We start from the raw sequence: 18,377 nt of genomic DNA, 5'->3' as shown, positions 1-18,377 counted from the left end.
TTGATGCTGAAAATCGGCTCCCACGTGTCCTTTTCGGACAAGGGATTATTAAGTGCAACGAAGGAAGCGTCCTCGTACGGTTCCAGTTCGTTTATGATATATACGGGTGCACCACAGAATACACGCCGTAAGCCTATTGAATCCATGTTTATTGAGGAAGGCAAGCAGGAGATGGAGGCAGGTGGATTCGAGGAGATTGTTGTTCATGCTCCCTATATCATCAATCTGGGATCGTACAAGGACAGCACATATGGACTGGCTGTGGACTTCCTTCAGGAGGAAATTCGCCGTACTCATGCTATTGGTGTGAAAAACATTGTATTACATCCCGGGGCATTTACGGACAAAGATGCTCATTACGGCATTGAACGCATTGCACAAGGTTTGAATGAAGTGCTGGATGGCATTCAGGAGACGGATGTGAATATTGCGCTGGAGACGATGGCTGGCAAAGGAACCGAGATGGGACGCAGTTTCGAGGAACTCGCACAGATTATTGAGAAAGTGAAACATAACGAACGTCTGACTGTGTGTATGGATACATGTCACATTCATGATGCAGGTTATGACATTGTCAATGATCTGGATGGAGTACTTGATCATTTTGATCGAACGGTTGGACTTGATCGTATTGCTGTAATGCATATTAACGATAGCAAAAATGCTATCGGCGCACACAAAGACCGTCATACACCGATTGGGTCAGGCTGGATTGGTTTTGAAGCCATCAACCGCATTGTAAACCATGAAAAACTGCACAATCGTCCATTCATTCTGGAGACGCCGTGGATTGGTAAAGACGCCAAAACGCAGCGGCCAATGTATGAAATTGAAATCGCATTGTTGCGAGGCGATGTGGAAGGCCGTTTTGGTCAGGAGTTCCTGAGTGAAGTAGAGCAACTGAAGCATTTCTTCAAAGGCAAAGAGCTGGATTCCCGTGCTTATGTGCTTGATGTGTGGACATTGCTCAAAAATGATGCCAAAGCCAAAAAAGCTGATCCGCGTGAACCGCTGGAACGTTTGTATGACATGGTAACGGAGGCATCATTGTTCCCGCATTTGAATGAAGAACAAATCAATCATCGCTTGATTGCTTGGCTTGCAGGGTAATCCCTGCAAGTCTTGCCTGATATAGTTCATGTATGTTTTGTCTAATTAAGGAGGAAGATTAACCCGATGGAGATTCATGCGAAACAAACACGACCTGATGATCAAAACCGCGCCAATCGAGCGCGTATGCTTATTTCCTGTCCGGATGGTCCGGGAATTGTAGCTGCGGTATCACACTTTTTGCACCAGCACGGTGCCAACATTGTACAGTCTGACCAGTATACGATGGACCCGGCAGGCGGCATGTTCTTTATGCGGATCGAATTCGATCTTCCGCAGCTGGAGAGCAATCTCGCGAAGCTGGAGGCGGATTTTGCCGAAGTTGCAGCACGCTTCAAGATGGAATGGTCTCTTTCCGCGGTGAGTCGCAAAAAAAGACTGGCTATTTTTGTATCCAAAGAGGATCACTGTCTGGTAGAGTTGCTCTGGCAATGGCAGGCGGGTGATCTCGACGCTGATATTGCACTTGTAGTCAGCAACCACCTGGACATGAAGGACTATGTGGAATCATTTGGCATCCCGTATCACCACATCCCGGTTACAGCAGATACGAAAAAAGAAGCGGAGCAGCGTCAGCTCGAAGTGATCGGCGATGATGTGGATGTCATTATTCTTGCCCGTTATATGCAGATTATCTCTCCGATGTTCATCGAGCATTACCGCAACCGCATCATCAACATTCATCACTCGTTCTTGCCGGCCTTTGTCGGAGGAAAGCCGTATGCTCAGGCTTATAACCGTGGTGTTAAAATCATTGGCGCAACGGCGCATTATGTAACCGAAGAGCTGGATGGTGGCCCGATCATTGAACAAGACGTACAGCGTGTAAGCCACGGGGATAATGTGCCTGAATTGAAACGCATTGGACGTACCATTGAACGTGTTGTGCTTGCGCGTGCTGTGAAATGGCATGTGGAAGACCGTGTTCTTGTACATGAAAATAAAACAGTTGTATTTTAAATCTAAGTTTACACTTTAATACTGCGCAAGGTTGATCCGTAACCTCGTAAGAGAATGACACGTAATCACTCAGAGAATGAAGCATTATAAGCCAAGCGGCTCCGGTTCAACGATGAACCGGGTGCCGTTTTTTGGCGTGCATGTATTTTCCACACAGACCTAGCAAAGCACCAAAAAGAAGATGGCCAACTACCCAATAGGAAATCGCAACCGCATCATTCAGATCAGGCACACGTGGGGATAACGGAGACAGAGGAAGATACAACAGGGAAGAGGCGGCACCGATAAATATTCCTCTACTGACTGGACGGCCTGAACGTCTGATCCACCATATGTAGAAAATCCCGATGACAACGGATACAGCAAGATGCAGGGAAAATTCGATCCATTCCGGCAAACGCGGAGGGAGCCCAGGCACAAAATCAATGTTCAACAACAAGGTATATACCTTTTCACCAGTTAATGTCTGAACAGCTTTCAGAAACAGTCCCAGAAAAACGCCGCTGACGATTCCGGTTATGATCCCGGATAACAAGGGTAATGATGATTTTAACGAACGAGACGGGTGCTGCACTGCATCTGACATTTCAAGCCCTCCTTGGAATGAAGCATATCTACTATTTGAAAATTAAACCGTTCACCTTGCTCTCGAATCCGGAGATACAGACAAGAACATGCAAATTTCACGTTAACCTCTAAAATGTGTATGGTTTTCGGGTTAAAGGTTATACTTCATCCGATGGATTAGGGCGTATCTTGAAACCGACTGAAGTGCATCTTTTACCGCCTTTTCGCCCCCTGCTGCGTCACTTTCCTTTGACGTGCCCCGGCACGCCTGCGGTAAACTTCCTGGCTTGGAACGAAAATTCGGCAAAATCTGCTTCCTTCAGTGTTTTCAGACACACCCTAGCAAGGTTTCATGATGATCACCTGATTTTTCCGTAACTTTCTAAAAGAAGGTTATGGAAAAGCTTCACGTCAAGTGATACAATACAAAAGTGAATAAGTCAAAATGAAACATTCAAGCGGATTCACTTATTGTTTATGCGGTTTGCTTGTATGATGAGAGGGATTCGCTTGCGCACCCGACTTATCTAAAGACATGAGGAGGACAAACCATGACTGACAAGAACGAAGCGATTCAAAAGGACGAGAACACTACAATCGACAACCTGTCGATTACAACCGTACGTACTTTGGCGATTGATGCAATTGAGAAGGCAAACTCCGGACACCCGGGCATGCCGATGGGCTCCGCTCCAATGGGATACCAGCTTTTTGCAAAAACGATGACTCATAACCCGGACCACCCGACTTGGATTAACCGGGACCGCTTTGTGCTGTCCGCAGGACATGGCTCCATGTTGCTGTACAGCTTGCTGCACCTGAGCGGATACGACCTTCCAATGGAAGAGTTGAAACAATTCCGTCAATGGGGAAGCAAAACTCCGGGTCACCCGGAATTCGGACATACAGCTGGTGTTGATGCGACAACCGGACCACTGGGTCAAGGTATTGCTATGGCTGTTGGTATGGCAATGGCTGAAGCTCAACTGGGCGCAACCTACAATAAAGACAAATTCAACGTTGTTGATCACTACACATATGCAATCTGCGGCGATGGCGACCTGATGGAAGGCGTATCTCATGAATCAGCTTCCCTGGCTGGACGTCTGGGTCTTGGCAAACTGATCATGTTGTTCGACTCCAACGACATCACGCTGGATGGCAAACTGGATCTTTCTTCTTCCGAAAGCATCGCTAAACGCTTTGATGCGTATGGCTGGCAAGTGCTGCGTGTTGAAGACGGTAACGATCTGCCTGCAATTGAAAAAGCAATCAAAGAAGGTCAAGCAGATACAACGCGTCCTACATTGATCGAAGTGAAAACCGTTATTGGTTACGGTAGCCCGAACAAACAAGGTAAAGGTGGCCACGGCGGTACTCATGGATCTCCACTGGGTGCAGAAGAAGCTAAATTGACCAAAGAATATTATAAATGGGTGTACGAAGAAAACTTCCACGTACCAGCTGAAGTTCGCGATCACTTTGCTCAAGTAAAAGAGAACGGTATTGCTGCAAACAAAGCTTGGGACGCGCAATTTGCTGAGTACAAAAAAGCATACCCTGAACTGGCTGCTCAGTTCGAAACAGCGATCAACGGCGACCTTCCAGAAGGCTGGGATCGTGATCTGCCGAAATATGCGGCAACAGACAAAGCATTGTCTACGCGTGTAGCTTCCGGTAACGCTCTGAACGGTCTTGCACACAATGTGCCTCATCTGACAGGTGGTTCCGCTGACTTGGAAAGCTCCACAATGACTCACCTGAACAACCTGACCAACTTTAGCCCGGAAGACTATTCCGGCCGTAACATCTACTTCGGTATCCGTGAATTCGGTATGGCTGGAGCGATGAACGGTATGGCACTGCACAGTGGCGTTAAAGTATTCGGCGGTACGTTCTTCGTATTTACCGACTACCTGCGTCCGGCTGTTCGTCTGGCTGCTCTGATGGGATTGCCTGTAACGTACGTCCTGACTCATGACAGTATCGCTGTTGGTGAAGATGGTCCTACGCATGAACCGATCGAGCAATTGGCTTCCCTGCGTATCATCCCGAATCTGACAGTGATTCGTCCGGCTGACGGTAACGAAACTTCGGCAGCTTGGGCTTACGCGCTTGAGAACAAGAGCAACCCGGTTGCCTTGGTGCTGACTCGTCAAAACTTGCCGATCCTCGAAGGAACGGTAGAGGGTGTACGCGAGAACGTGAAACGTGGTGCTTATGTGGTATCCGATGCTAAAGACGGCAAAGCGGTAGCACAAATTATAGCTACTGGTTCTGAAGTACAGCTGGCTGTTAAAGCTCAAGCTGCACTGGCTGAGCAAGGCATTCAAGTCCGCGTAATCAGCATGCCAAGCTGGGATCTGTTCGAGAAACAAGACAAAGCTTACAAAGAGTCCGTTCTTCTTCCGGATGTTAAAGCTCGTCTGGCAATCGAAATGGCTTACCCAATGGGCTGGGAAAAATATGTTGGAGATCAAGGTGACATTCTCGGAATCAGCACATTCGGTGCTTCCGCGCCTGGCGACCGTGTAATCCAGGAATATGGTTTCACAGTGGATAACGTAGTTAGCCGCGTAAAAGCATTGCTGTAATAGCGTTATTTCCGCAGATCAAGGGCGGCCAAGGCTGCCCTGATCTGTGTTTGCCTTTTGTTTTGATTAACTTCAGGGGAGCGGGTACGCATGTCACAATTCGATCAAGTCAGTGTAGTGAAAAAGGCCAACATTTATTATGATGGTCAGGTAACCAGTAGAACGGTTATTTTGGGGGATGGCAGCAAAGTGACGCTGGGCATCATGCTTCCAGGCAGTTATGAGTTCGGCACAGATTCTCGCGAGATCATGGAGATTCTGTCCGGCGATCTGAAAGTATTGCTTCCTGGTGAAGAAGAGTGGCAAGAGATTCAAGGCCAAGCTACATTCCATGTGCCTGCCGAATCCAAATTCAAACTGGAGATACGCAGCGTTACTGACTACGTCTGCTCGTACCCGGCGGAATAACACAAGAAGGGGAACTCGAACCGCAGTACCGCGGTTTCGTTTTGCCCTTTTTGCATCTTGACTGTTAACAGCGAAGTTCATGAAGTAAGCTTGTCAGCCCGATGGATTTGAAGTATCCTTAGGACAAGTTGTTTAACATGGAAAACGGAAATATTATACCGATATCAGGAGGTTTTTGAGATCATGGCAAAAAAAGTAACATTTGACTATAGCACAGCTCTGCAATTTGTGAACCAGCACGAAGTAGACTATTTCGCTGAACCAATCCGCTTGGCTCACGAGCAGCTTCATAACGGTACTGGAACAGGTGCTGATTATCTGGGATGGATTGACCTGCCAACAGCATATGACAAAGAAGAATTTGCCCGCATTCAAAAAGCGGCTGCAAAAATCCAAAGCGATTCCGAAGTGCTGATCGTTATCGGTATCGGTGGCTCCTACCTGGGTGCCCGCGCAGCGATCGAAATGCTGACACATTCCTTCTACAACAACTTGCCGAAAGACAAACGCAAAACACCTGAGATTTATTTTGCAGGTAACAACATCAGCTCTACGTATGTGACACATTTGCTTGATCTGGTAGAAGGCAAAGACTTCTCCGTGAACGTTATCTCCAAATCCGGTACAACAACTGAACCGGCAATTGCATTCCGTATTTTCCGTGCAGCTTTGGAGAAGAAATACGGTAAAGAGGAAGCTCGCAAACGCATCTATGCAACAACAGACAAAGAGCGCGGAGCACTCAAAAAACTGGCGAATGAAGAAGGTTATGAATCTTTCATCATCCCGGATGATGTAGGTGGACGTTATTCCGTACTTACAGCAGTAGGTTTGCTGCCAATTGCAACAGCGGGTATCAACATCGAAGAAATGATGCAAGGTGCAGCCGACGCATCCAAAGAATACAGCAATCCAAATGTAGCTGAGAACGAAGCATATCAATACGCTGCCGTTCGTAACGCATTGTATCGCAAAGGCAAAGGCACAGAGATCCTTGTAAACTATGAGCCATCATTGCACTTTGTATCCGAGTGGTGGAAACAGCTCTTTGGTGAAAGTGAAGGTAAAGACTACAAAGGGATCTACCCGGCATCCGTAGATTTCTCCACAGACTTGCATTCTATGGGGCAATTCATTCAGGAAGGTAGCCGGAACATTTTTGAAACGGTTATTCAAGTCGCTGAAGTATCCGAGCATATTTCCATTGAAGCTGATGCAGATGACTTGGATGGGCTGAACTTCCTGGAAGGCAAAACGATGGATTTCGTCAACAAAAAAGCATTCCAAGGAACGTTGCTTGCACATACAGATGGTCAAGTTCCAAATCTGATTGTGAACATTCCAGATATGACTCCATATTCGTTCGGATATCTGGTATACTTCTTTGAAAAAGCATGCGGCATCAGCGGATATCTGCTGGGTGTGAATCCATTTGACCAACCGGGTGTGGAAGCATACAAGAAAAACATGTTCGCACTGCTGGGCAAACCGGGCTTTGAAGAAGAGAAAGCAGCGCTTGAAGCGAGACTTTCCGAATAATTCTTGGTTCTGCTCATATAGTTAAATAAGGATTGTTAAGTCCATCCGGGAATGCGCCCCTTTGCAGGGGGGGTTCCGGGATGTAAATTAACCGAGGCAGTTCATCCGCAATATGCGGGGAACTGCTTTCTTGTAAAATGGATGATTTACGGAAAGTTGGATTGGAAATGATAGAACGTTATCGAACGGTTCGGGGATCAGGGCAGCTGGAAATCGTGATCAAAAAATCACGGTTTATCGGTCATATTATGCCGGTCACAACCGAGGAGGAAGCTATTGCTTTTATTGATGATATCAAGAAGAAACATTGGAATGCGACACATAACTGCTCGGCGTACATGATTGGTGAGCGGGATGAGATTCAGAAGCAGTCTGATGACGGGGAACCGAGCGGTACAGCAGGTAAACCCATTCTTGAAGTGATCAAGAATCAGCAATTAAAGAATGTAGCCATTGTGGTAACCCGTTACTTCGGTGGAATTATGCTTGGTGCTGGCGGGTTGATCCGTGCCTATACGGATGGAGCTGTGGCAGCAATTGAGGCAGGAGAAGCAATTACCAAGTTGCTGCATCGAGAAGTGTTTGTAGAGCTGGATTATACGTGGCTTGGAAAAGTGGAAAATGAGTTAAGAAGCCGGGAAGTGCGTACAGGTGAAACTGCTTTCACCGATAAGGTTACGTTAACTTGTCTTCCGCCGGATAGTGAAACCGAGGCATTTATGGCCTGGATCACGGATTTGACGCAAGGGCAATCCCGGATCACGGAGGGACAGCGGCTTTATTTTATTGAAGGGGAATAAAATATATGGCTAGAAGAGCAGTCGAACAGGAGTTGTCGAGGGAGCGGATACTGGAGGCGGCGAGGCACCTTTTTATTACCAAAGGATACCGCGCCATTTCGATGCGAAGCATCGGCCAGCATCTGGGCTATAGTCATGGGTCGCTGTATTATCATTTTAAGGAAAAAGCAGAGTTGTTCTATGCGATTGTGGTGGAGGATTTCAACCACTTGGGGCATTTGCTATTACAAGCCATGGTCAGGCCGGTTGCAGGCGGTGTGAGCAAGGTCGAGCATATCTTAATGGAGTTTATCCGTTTTGGTCTGGAGAATCCGTATCAATACGAGATTATGTTTATGATTCGGGACGAGGAACTATTGTCTTATTGTCGTACCGAGCAAGGACGTTGTTTTGAGCTGTTTGCGTCCATCATCAGGCAGTACATGAAGGATGAAGGCTGTACAGAAGAGGATATACAGCATGTGCCACGTACCTTGTTTCTAGCTATGCATGGATTCATATCTTATTATATTCAAGATCGTTTGACGTTTGGGGAGATTGAATCCTCTGCGCTGTCTCATGTGAAAGTATTGTGCCGTAACTTGGGCCAGCAGCCTGGCGAGCATTAATTGCCGCTTTTGCCTGCGCCCCTACACTTCAGGACGGTGATTGGTCATAACATTAACTCTTTATTACGTTATCATGCGAAAGATATTATTTTCATACGCAGAAGACGAAGACAGGCGATTCCAAACCCAAGTAAAGGGTGGATCGCCTGTTTGTCTTTTTCCGAAAACGAGACCTAACCTTCCATGATCTTGATAAAATACTCCCGGCTACGCGGTCCATCAAATTCGCAAAAATAGATGCCTTGCCAGCGTCCGAGGAGCAGTCTGCCTTCGTGCAGGATAACGGTCTGTGACGGACCGCTAGTTATTGATTTGAGATGAGAGGCTGTATTGCCCTCAGCGTGACGATACTCGGGATGGTCCCAGGGGTATACCTCATCAAGACGTAACAGTACATCATGTTTTACATCGGGGTCTGCATTTTCATTAATGGCAATCCCGGCTGTAGTGTGGGGACAGTAGATAAGCACGGTTCCATTCTGTACACCACTGCTTTGCACAACCTGTTTGATATCCCGTGTGATATCCTTCATTTCATCTCTTGCAGATGTTGATATGCTTTTCGTATATAACATCACAGATCACTCCTTCACGTTGTAATAGCTCCTCCATTTTAACTCTTTCGATTGTAACTTAAGCACGTAAGCGAAACAAACCGCACGGAATAACGTGTGTACATAAAGGATTTATGTATGCGTGCTAACACACAAATGTTTGATCGTATTGAACAAATTTTCGCCAATGAAATGCATTAAATTCACTTAATAAAATAAGGAAGATTTGTTTAATCCAGCATTAAACAGTTCGAATAAAAGCATTGACGATTAGCACTGCAAACTGGTAAAGTATCAGATAAGCAAAAAAACCAAGTAGACTAATGGGAATAATAATAAAGTAAACTTATCCAACTTAGGAAAATGTCGTATGAAGTCAGGTAGACTGCCGACCGGAGCTAAAGCCGGAGGCTGGGAGGGAACACAGTAATGAACACCGTTCTTCGTCACAAAGGATGGACTTGGGGTTTTCGCAGTACCGTATTGTTATATTTCATCGTACTTATTGTACTTCCAATCATCGGTGTGTACGCCAATTCCTTCTCTGAAGGATGGAGCAATTTTGCTGAGAGCATCATGGACCCGATCGCATGGAAGGCCGTGCTGTTAACGGTTCGTTTGGCCGTAGTCGCCGCACTGATTAATGTGATTCTCGGAACCATGATTGCCTGGGTGTTAACCAGATATCGATTTGTTGGCAGATCATTTCTTAACAGCCTGGTTGATCTTCCTTTTGCTCTGCCAACCGCTGTAGGTGGTCTGATGATTATGCTGTTGCTCGGACCGATCAGTGCTGTTGGGAAACTGGCTGAATCGATGGGGTTTGAAATTGTATTTCATCAGCCTGCGATTGTGATCGCAATGACCTTTGTTACCTTTCCTTTTGTCATTCGGGCAGTGCAGCCTTTGCTGGAAGAGATTGATCCGTCTGAGGAAGAGGCTTCCTACACGATGGGCGCTTCCAAGGCTCGTACATTCATGCAAGTCATTCTGCCATCTATGGCTCCTGGCATGATCAGCGGCGGGATGTTAGCTTTTTCCAGAGCGCTCGCTGAATTCGGCGCCGTTGTACTGGTTGCTGGCAATATTCCGGGCAGAACGCTAACGGCTTCTGTTTTTATCTATGGTGAGATTGAAAGTGATAACCCGACAGGGGCGGCCGCGGTATCCGTGTTGCTGCTGACGCTCTCCTTCCTGATCCTCTGGCTGATCAATCTGGTACAGATGCGGGGGAGAAGACGATGAGGAAATGGTTAATCGGACTGACATATGCTGTATTTACTCTGCTGCTGATCATTCCACTTGGTCGTATATTGATCGGAGCATTTGAGGATGGCGCAGGTGGTTTCATTAAAGGTATTATGCGTCCCGAAGCGTTGCACGCACTGATGATGACAGGGCTTGTCGTTCTGGTGGTTACCCTGTTAAATACATTGTTTGGTATCATGATGGCGCTCTATCTGGTTCGCGCAGGCTGGCTGAGTGATCGGTTGAAAGGTCTGTTGAACAGCGTTGTGGATCTGCCCTATGCCGTATCACCGGTTATTGGCGGTTTGATGATTGTTTTGATGCTTGGACCGAACAGCATCATGGGGGGATTTTTTGAAGGCATCGGATTTAATGTGGTATATGCTTTCCCGGGCATGGTAATTGCCACGTTGTTCGTTACGTTCCCGCTGATGGTGAGGGAGGTTATGCCTGTCCTGCAGGAGCTGGGTTCCCAGCAGGAAGAGGCAGCTTCGACGCTTGGAGCCTATGGCTGGCGAACGTTCTGGAGTGTTACCTGGCCTTCAATCCGCTGGGCGGTGGTTTACGGTCTGGTTCTGACGGTAGCACGCTCATTGGGAGAATTCGGGGCGGTATTGGTCGTATCCGGTAACATTATGAACAAAACGCAGACGGCAACAACGCTGGTATATCAGGATGTGGAGAATTTTAACGTGTCGGCTGCAAACGGTGTGGCATTGGTGCTGGTAACCTTCTCCGTAGGACTGCTGCTCCTGATGGAATGGGCCAAGAAGCGAAAGGAAGTGCATTGAGATGCATGTAGAAGTTCGTGATCTGAACAAACATTTCGGTGATTTTCATGCGGTGAAGGATGTCTCGTTTGATATTGCCAAGGGCCATCTGATCGGTCTGCTTGGCCCCAGTGGAGGCGGGAAAACGTCCATTCTGCGTATGCTTGCAGGGCTCGAAAGTCCGGGTTCGGGAGAGATTCGTTTCCACGGACAGGTCGTCAATCATCTGCCGCCACAGGAGCGGGGGATTGGATTTGTATTTCAGAACTATGCGTTGTTCAAACATATGAGTGTTTTTGATAATATTGCGTTTGGCCTGAAGGTGAAAAAAACACCCAAAGCCCAAATTCGTGACCGTGTTATGGAACTCGTTGAGCTGACTGGGCTGAAAGGTTTCGAACAGCGTTATCCGCACCAGTTGTCGGGTGGACAGCGTCAACGTGTAGCCTTTGCCAGAGCGCTCGCGCCTGAGCCGCAACTGCTCTTGCTGGATGAACCGTTTGCCGCCATCGATGCAAAGATTCGACAGGAGCTGCGTTCATGGCTGCGTGAGCTGATCGAACGGGTGGGCATTACATCGATCTTTGTTACCCACGACCAGGATGAAGCGATTGAAGTGGCAGACGAGATCATGATTATTAGCCAGGGAAGACTGGAGCAGAAGGGTACACCTTGGGATATTTATAAAAATCCGCAGACTCCATTCGTGGCGACTTTTATTGGTGAGTCCACGGTGGTAGAGGATGCTGCTCAGCTGAAAGGTTTTGAAGATGCGGTACAAGGTGGCAATACACGTGCGCTGATCCGACCGGAGTACATTGAGATCGGGTTGAAGAATGAATTTACGATGTTGTCTGCAACGGAAAAAGGGATCGTGAAACATCTTCATTTCCGTGGTAGTGAATGGATGGTTGAAGTTGAGGTGGAGGGCCACAAGCTCATCACCTATCGCTCTCTGGAGAAAACGACGCTGGAGATCGGGCAAACGATTCGTGTGCTTGTGCACCGCGCCTATATGTTCAACGACTCGGAGAGCTGGGTTGTTGAGAACCGACTGAAAGAAGATCCGATGCCTGTCATGATCTAGAGCCTTTTATTTTAGAATAAAGTAGAAATGAAAGAAGGAGCAGCCATGCAGACGAGCCAAAACAAAAAGAAATGTATACCTCTATACGTGATCCTGATGCTTGTGCTCGTCTGTGTGACTGCCGGATGCAGCAAACAGGAGCCTGGGCAACCAGCCACAGTATCGAGTGGAGATTCTTCGAACACGCTGGTTATCGGTGCATATAGCGTAGCGAAGGATGCGGTGGGTGAACTATTGCCCAAGTTCCAGGCAGAATGGAAGGCCAAGACGGGACAAACGGTTAACTTCCAGGAGTCCTATGAAGCTTCAGGAACACAAGCCAGAGCCATCGTTGGCGGGTTTGAAGCGGATGTAGCCCTGCTTGCCATGGAAAGCGATATCGATAAACTGGTGAAGGCCAAGCTGGTCACTTCGGATTGGAAACAAACGCCGTATGAGGGCATGATTACTCGTTCAATCGTTGTGCTGGGTACACGAGCAGGCAATCCACTGGGGATTAAAGATTTCCAGGATTTAACCAAGCCTGGCGTGAAGGTGTTGTATCCTAACCCGAAAACATCCGGCGGTGCACAGTGGGATATTAATGCTATTTACGGTGCAGGATTGAAGTTGTCGGAGGAGAAAGAAGGCAAGAAAGACCCTACCGCAGCGAAAGCATTTCTGGAAGAGGTACACCAGAACGTTGAATCGCTGGACAAGAGTGGCCGTTCCTCGATGGCTGCGTTTGAATACGGTGTAGGAGACGTTATCGTAACGTATGAAAATGAGCTGCTTGCCCGAATTGCCAAGGGTGTAGATTATGATATCGTAGTGCCAAAACATACGATACTCATCGAAAATCCTGCAGTGGTGGTGGATAAATACGCCGACAAACACGGCAATCGGGAGTTGGCTGAGGCTTTTATCGCATACTTGCGAACGCCTGAAGCACAGCGAATTTTTGCGAAACATGGCTTCCGCTCCGTAGACCCGGACGTATTTGCCGAAACAAAAGAATCATTCCCCACACCAGCGGGGTTGTTCGATATCAACTATCTGGGTGGATGGGATGAGGTACGTAAGACGCTCTATTCCAAGCGCGGAGTCTGGTATCAGGTGCTGGCGGGACTGTAGCTTATTGAACAATGAACTATATAAGTTGAACTATTTATTTACACAATAACGGAGAGGACAGAAAAAACCTGGAAAAGCGTAGCGCTCGCCTTTATCACCGGATTTTTCCCTTTGGAAAAGGGAATCCAAAAAAATCTGGGGATAACAGCGATTGGAAGGTTATTCTGTCATCGGAGTGTTCCGTGTAAGGGATATTAGTTCAACTTATATAGGAATGTGAACCTTCATTTTGCGGCATACCGTGATGGAGGTTTTTTACTGCAAAAAGGTTATAATAGGAAGTAGACTAATGCACATGTTGGCATAATTGTATTTGCAGAAAGGCGTGACAGCAATGAGTACAGAGATCAAATTATCCCAGAGCACAGCGATTCGACTGGAGCAGGCCCGAGGTAAGGGCATGCCTGAAGTGGGTATTCTAAAAGCGATTCAAGCCAAGGATGTAGCAGCATTTGATGCCGTATCGGAGGAGCATTATCGGTACGATACGTTTTTCTCTTATGCGGACGAGCATGGTGAGAATCTGGAAGCTGCTCTGCAGAACGGGTATCGAATTACGTTTAATACTCGCGGCGGACTTGGCATCTGGCTGGAAAAAGCATTTAATCTGCAAGCAGACAAGGATTTCACGGTGGGTGAGGGCATCATCACCGGTTTGCAGTTGACCGCAGCGCAGGCTGAGGTGCTGGAGCAGCGCCTGGCATGGAACTGGGTCATCACGGATGCCAAAGAAGTTCCTGTTGGCCGTGAACTGACGTTGAAACTGCGTGCGCTGGTATGAGCGGACGCATCCGGCACAATGATGTCTGAACTAGAGTCCTCTCGGGTCAGACGACAGACTTTCCCGGCCAGCAGTGATGAGCTGCAGCGGGAGAGTCTTTTTTTTGCAAAAGCGGAGGTAGGAGATTACAATTTACATAGAATATTTGGACTGAGCTGAATCGGCTTCAGGGATCGAGAGGGGAATGCGGAATGAATCAGCTCACATTTCTGGGAACGGGCGATGCCATGGGAGTTCCACGGGTGTATTGTGATTGCGAGGTGTGTACGGAGGCAAGGCTTACAGGTGAAAATCGCCGGAAACGCTCGTCTGTTCTGATTCACGAGGGCGGTGACGTTCGAGACAGGCATGAAGACAGAATGTTTATGATCGACTGCGGGCCGGACTGGCGTTCTCAGATGGAAGATCAAGGGATGCGGATGGTACACACGCTGCTAATTACACATGCGCATTTTGATCATATTGGTGGTTTGCCAGAATGGGCAGATGCGTGCCGCTGGTTAGGGGTGAAGGGCAGGCTATATGCTCCGCGTGAGGTGATTGTCACGATTCAGGGACAGTTCCCGTGGCTCGCTCGTCATATGGATTTTCGGGAAACGGACAATGGGATTGAACTCGGCGGATGGAAGGTGCGCTCATGGAAGGTGTGCCATGGGCAAAACGGATTTTCGTATGCTTATAGGCTGGATCGTAAGGGGTATGCGTGGGCGTACTGTTCGGATGCTATCGATTTGAAGCAAAATGAGAAGGAACTGTTACATGGACTGGATCTATTGGTACTGGGTACGAGTTTTGTGCATGAGCTGGCGGAGTTTTCGACGCGTTCGGTGTATGATATGCAGGAGGCGCAGGAGCTTTTGCGAGAGTTGAAGCCGGGACACACCTTTTTTACACATATGTCCCATGATATTGATGTACGGCAGGGTTATGATCTGGATCAGGGCATTACGGTAGCACGTACGGGGATGACGGTGAAGCTGGGATAGGATGCGATTGGAAAATGAGTTATTAGAAAATAAAAGAAGAAGAGCGTATCCTTTACGGGAGGTTCTTCGTTTACATAGTGAAAGTCATCTAAAATTACCATCAATCAGGAACCAGCAAAGGGGGGCCCCCGAGATGGCCTTTGTGAAGTCCGTAGAATGCGAAGTCAACAAACTACAGCATGAATGGAGTAACACGCATAGTTACTACACGACAAATTATGTTAAAAATGCAGAAAAAACCAATGGGATTTACGGAACGGTAGCAATGCATGAAACAAATCTAGCTGACAGCACAAATGACGTTGATAAGAAAAGCAGGCCAGACCTTACGTTACATGATGTATTGCCTGATCTGATGGGTTCGCTCTATGCATATTGCATGTCACTGACTAAATCGGTGACGGAGACGGAGGATCTGGTACAGGAAACCTGTCTCAAGGGCTTATCGTCTGCGGCAGTGCAAGCTTCGGAAAGAACGGTAGCGTTTAACTGGGAGGCATATCTGATCCGTATTGCACGCAATACATGGATTGATGGAATTCGTAAGCAAGAGAAGCTACGCTCTATTCTGGCAGATATGAAACTTGTCATGTCCGAATTTACGGAAGAAGAATCATTTGAAGAGCTGGAGTCTGCGGTGCAGCTTCTCGTTCACACCTTGTCACCGTGGCAGCGGACGATCTATATATTACGTGAAATAATGGGATATAAGGCGGCAGAGACGGCTGAGATGTTGAGTACAACGGAAGGTGCGGTAAAAGCGGCATTAAACCGTGCCCGCACAACCCTAAGCAAGGTGAGATATCATTCCGAGCAAGTGGGGATGGATGCTGCGTTGGAACAGGGTGCGATGGAAGGGTGTACTCAGCTGGATCAAGAGCAGCTCCGCAGCTATCTGATGGCGTTTCGCCTGGGAGATACGGCACGTCTTATTGATTTGTGCCTTAATCGCACGGATGATCCGATGGCTGTGGCGGGTACAATCCTGCAGCAAACTCTACCGTCTCTATCCATGCAGCCAGTGATGTACGGAAATGCTACTTCCGGCATGAATTTGAAGCCATATGGAGGCGGGTACACGGTCATCATGGCTGCCTAATGATAAGGAGGCGACACATATGAACGTAGTACCTTACGTTGTGGAACAGACCGCTCGCGGTGAGCGGAGTTATGATATTTATTCACGTTTGTTGAAAGACCGCATCATTATGGTGTCGGGTGAGATTGAGGATCAGATGGCCAATGCCATCGTGGCTCAATTGTTATATCTGACTGCAGAAGACCCGAATAAGGATATTCAGATGTATATTAACAGTCCGGGGGGATCGGTGACAGCAGGATTCTCGATCTATGATACGATGCAGTTAGTGCAGCCGGATATTTCGACGATCTGTACCGGTATGGCGGCGAGTTTCGGTACGATTTTGCTCGTGGGCGGCACCAAGGGGAAACGATTGGCGTTACCGAACAGCGAAATTATGATTCACCAGCCGCATGGCGGCACACGTGGGCAGGCATCGGATATGTTGATACACGCTAACCGTATTATCCAGCACCGCCAGCGTTTGAATCAGTTGCTTGCAGACCATACGGGCCAGTCACTGGAGCGGATAGAAAAAGACTCCGACCGTGATTACTTCCTTACCGCAGCCGAAGCAGTGGAATACGGTCTGGTGGATAAGGTGATTACAGGCGCATAGCATGATTCGAGATGAAAGCGAAAAACTCGACAGATAGAAAAATGAATAAATCGAATACAAGCTGCGAGAGCAACATTTGCTCTGGTTCAGCGTTCCTTAAGGGATGACAGGAGACTGTTGTCCTTTTTTTTTGTGTTATAGAAGAGAAGCGATATGCCGAGTGGTGAAGTGCATGTGAAGCAGCGACTCGGGGTTGTGTCGGATGAATGCTTTTATTATGAACATCTGACGATCCGGGAGATGGCACGTAGGATTGCTCCTTTTTACACTCGTTGGAATAAGGCCTTGTTTGAGAATTACTTGGAGCAGTTCGAATTGTCTCCCAAAAAGAAAATCAAGGATCTGTCTAAAGGCATGAAGATCAAATTTTCGCTGGCTGTGGCCTTGTCACATGAGGCTGATCTGCTTGTGATGGATGAACCGACATCCGGTCTCGATCCGGTATTTCGGCGGGAGTTGCTTGATCTGCTGGCCGACATGATTCAGGACGATACCAAATCTATCATTTTCTCGACCCATATTACAACCGATCTGGAGCGGATCGCGGACTATATCGCTTTTGTTAATCAAGGCAAGCTGATTTTTAATGAGGCTAAGGACGATGTGCTTGAATGGTACACCATTGTTAAAGGGGATATGGAACTGTTGGATGCCGATACCCGGCGTCAGTTCGTTGGCATACGTGAAACAACGGTTGGTTTTGAAGCATTGTCGGATAACAAGGAAGAGGCGCAACGATTGTTTGGAAGTGAGGCTCTTTTGCACAGACCAGCCCTGGAAGACTTGATTTATTTCACGGCAAAAGGAGGACGTCAGCATGCTTAATCTGCTTCGCAAAGACTTTATTGCACTGAGAAGTTCGTTGTGGATTATTGCTCTGTATGTGGTGATTTTCAGCTGGGCGTTTATCCCGAAGATGGAAATGTCCATGTATCTCGTAGGGATTTATACGGCTTTTGGCTCGATTATGATAACTACGATGATTGATATCAAAAACAATAATCATAACTTTTTAGTTACACTTCCAGTCAGTCGCAAACAGATCGTGCAAGCAAAGTACCTGTCTTCCATTCTCTATTCCCTGTTTGGAGTGCTGGTATCCTTCGGCATTCACAAGATTGTTAACCTGAATTATCCTGAACTCAACAAACCTCATTATTCCCTGTTGGATATCCTTATTTCTATGGGGTTGGTATTTATACTGGTATCTATTTATATGCCACTTTTCTATGCACTCAGCAAAAAGGGAGCAGGCATTATTAATACGGTTTTCTTCGTTTGTTTAATTGTTCTTGCTCAACCGACTGCGTTCATTCTTGATGTTGCGGGTAAAGAAGGGCTGATTACAACACCCATTATCGTGGGGATTGCCATAGCCATAGTGGCTTTGCTTTTTGTTTCGTATGTCTTCACGATCCGGTTATTTGAGAGAAAAGATTTGTGAGCGGAATTGACTTTAGCTATCGACTTATATAAATCTAGGTGTGTTCATGGGGAGTCGGGTGCTAACGATCACAGATGAGCCTATTTTCTACAATTCAGGTGATTTGAA

General features: G+C 47.3%; 19 protein-coding genes. 17 read left to right on the top strand and 2 right to left on the bottom strand.

Annotation, left to right across the window (positions count from 1 at the left end; genetic code table 11):
• The first annotated feature begins 3 nt into the window (after positions 1-3).
• Positions 4-1,110, top strand: a complete 1,107-nt coding sequence (locus tag ACR8BL_RS09660) for a deoxyribonuclease IV (protein ID WP_434752420.1) — start codon at positions 4-6, stop codon at positions 1,108-1,110.
• 66 nt (positions 1,111-1,176) lie between these two features.
• Positions 1,177-2,070, top strand: a complete 894-nt coding sequence (purU, locus tag ACR8BL_RS09655; protein WP_434752419.1) for a formyltetrahydrofolate deformylase — start codon at positions 1,177-1,179, stop codon at positions 2,068-2,070.
• Between the two features lie 106 nt (positions 2,071-2,176).
• Here purU and ACR8BL_RS09650 read toward each other — a convergent pair whose 3' ends face one another.
• Positions 2,177-2,656 carry a hypothetical protein gene (locus ACR8BL_RS09650; RefSeq protein WP_434752418.1) on the bottom strand — a complete coding sequence of 160 codons (480 nt, stop codon included), beginning with the start codon at positions 2,654-2,656 and terminating at the stop codon, positions 2,177-2,179.
• Positions 2,657-3,188: 532 nt separating this feature from the next.
• Here ACR8BL_RS09650 and tkt point away from each other — a divergent pair.
• The 5 genes from tkt (at position 3,189) to ACR8BL_RS09625 (ending at position 8,586) form a co-directional block, all read left to right on the top strand.
• Positions 3,189-5,231 carry a transketolase gene (gene tkt / locus ACR8BL_RS09645; protein ID WP_434752417.1) on the top strand — a complete coding sequence of 681 codons (2,043 nt, stop codon included), beginning with the start codon at positions 3,189-3,191 and terminating at the stop codon, positions 5,229-5,231.
• Between the two features lie 90 nt (positions 5,232-5,321).
• Positions 5,322-5,639: a pyrimidine/purine nucleoside phosphorylase gene (locus ACR8BL_RS09640; RefSeq protein ID WP_110898659.1), complete on the top strand. Its 318-nt coding sequence runs from the start codon at positions 5,322-5,324 to the stop codon at positions 5,637-5,639.
• 183 nt (positions 5,640-5,822) lie between these two features.
• On the top strand, positions 5,823-7,178 hold the full coding sequence (locus ACR8BL_RS09635) for a glucose-6-phosphate isomerase (protein ID WP_434752416.1): 1,356 nt from the start codon (positions 5,823-5,825) through the stop codon (positions 7,176-7,178).
• A gap of 167 nt (positions 7,179-7,345) precedes the next feature.
• A complete protein-coding gene (locus ACR8BL_RS09630; protein WP_434752415.1) occupies positions 7,346-7,978 on the top strand; it encodes a YigZ family protein in 633 nt (210 codons plus the stop codon).
• Between the two features lie 5 nt (positions 7,979-7,983).
• Positions 7,984-8,586 (top strand): TetR/AcrR family transcriptional regulator, encoded by a 603-nt coding sequence (locus ACR8BL_RS09625; protein WP_434752414.1) that lies wholly within the window; start codon positions 7,984-7,986, stop codon positions 8,584-8,586.
• Between the two features lie 173 nt (positions 8,587-8,759).
• Here the strand turns inward: ACR8BL_RS09625 and ACR8BL_RS09620 are convergent, their stop codons facing one another.
• Positions 8,760-9,161 carry a secondary thiamine-phosphate synthase enzyme YjbQ gene (locus ACR8BL_RS09620; RefSeq protein ID WP_434752413.1) on the bottom strand — a complete coding sequence of 134 codons (402 nt, stop codon included), beginning with the start codon at positions 9,159-9,161 and terminating at the stop codon, positions 8,760-8,762.
• A gap of 408 nt (positions 9,162-9,569) precedes the next feature.
• Here ACR8BL_RS09620 and cysT point away from each other — a divergent pair, with 408 nt between their 5' ends.
• From cysT to ACR8BL_RS09570, 10 genes are all read left to right on the top strand, one after another.
• Positions 9,570-10,385 (top strand): sulfate ABC transporter permease subunit CysT, encoded by an 816-nt coding sequence (gene cysT / locus ACR8BL_RS09615; RefSeq protein ID WP_123063322.1) that lies wholly within the window; start codon positions 9,570-9,572, stop codon positions 10,383-10,385.
• Positions 10,382-11,179 (top strand): sulfate ABC transporter permease subunit, encoded by a 798-nt coding sequence (locus ACR8BL_RS09610; protein ID WP_434752412.1) that lies wholly within the window; start codon positions 10,382-10,384, stop codon positions 11,177-11,179. Before cysT ends, ACR8BL_RS09610 begins: the two co-directional genes overlap by 4 nt.
• Before the next feature lies 1 nt (position 11,180).
• Entirely contained in the window at positions 11,181-12,245 is a 1,065-nt protein-coding gene (locus tag ACR8BL_RS09605) for a sulfate/molybdate ABC transporter ATP-binding protein (protein WP_434752411.1), read from the top strand.
• Between the two features lie 45 nt (positions 12,246-12,290).
• A complete protein-coding gene (locus tag ACR8BL_RS09600) occupies positions 12,291-13,358 on the top strand; it encodes a sulfate ABC transporter substrate-binding protein (protein WP_434752410.1) in 1,068 nt (355 codons plus the stop codon).
• Positions 13,359-13,692: 334 nt separating this feature from the next.
• Positions 13,693-14,139: a hypothetical protein gene (locus ACR8BL_RS09595; protein WP_434752409.1), complete on the top strand. Its 447-nt coding sequence runs from the start codon at positions 13,693-13,695 to the stop codon at positions 14,137-14,139.
• A gap of 191 nt (positions 14,140-14,330) precedes the next feature.
• Positions 14,331-15,125 carry an MBL fold metallo-hydrolase gene (locus ACR8BL_RS09590; protein WP_434752408.1) on the top strand — a complete coding sequence of 265 codons (795 nt, stop codon included), beginning with the start codon at positions 14,331-14,333 and terminating at the stop codon, positions 15,123-15,125.
• A gap of 133 nt (positions 15,126-15,258) precedes the next feature.
• Positions 15,259-16,224, top strand: coding sequence for an RNA polymerase sigma factor (locus ACR8BL_RS09585; protein WP_434752407.1), 966 nt, complete (start codon positions 15,259-15,261; stop codon positions 16,222-16,224).
• Positions 16,190-16,825 (top strand): ATP-dependent Clp endopeptidase proteolytic subunit ClpP, encoded by a 636-nt coding sequence (clpP, locus tag ACR8BL_RS09580; RefSeq protein WP_434752406.1) that lies wholly within the window; start codon positions 16,190-16,192, stop codon positions 16,823-16,825. Before ACR8BL_RS09585 ends, clpP begins: the two co-directional genes overlap by 35 nt.
• Positions 16,826-16,978: 153 nt before the next feature.
• Positions 16,979-17,650: an AAA family ATPase gene (locus tag ACR8BL_RS09575; RefSeq protein WP_434752405.1), complete on the top strand. Its 672-nt coding sequence runs from the start codon at positions 16,979-16,981 to the stop codon at positions 17,648-17,650.
• The gene (locus ACR8BL_RS09570) at positions 17,643-18,269 is read left to right on the top strand and encodes an ABC-2 transporter permease (RefSeq protein ID WP_434752404.1); all 627 of its coding nucleotides are present in this window, start codon (positions 17,643-17,645) and stop codon (positions 18,267-18,269) included. Before ACR8BL_RS09575 ends, ACR8BL_RS09570 begins: the two co-directional genes overlap by 8 nt.
• The last annotated feature ends 108 nt before the right edge of the window (positions 18,270-18,377 follow it).

The organism is Paenibacillus amylolyticus (genome assembly GCF_051136285.1).
In the GTDB taxonomy this organism is placed as follows: domain Bacteria; phylum Bacillota; class Bacilli; order Paenibacillales; family Paenibacillaceae; genus Paenibacillus; species Paenibacillus amylolyticus_F.
Note: the sequence above shows the minus strand (reverse complement) of the source record. Positions and strands in the feature narration are given on the sequence as shown.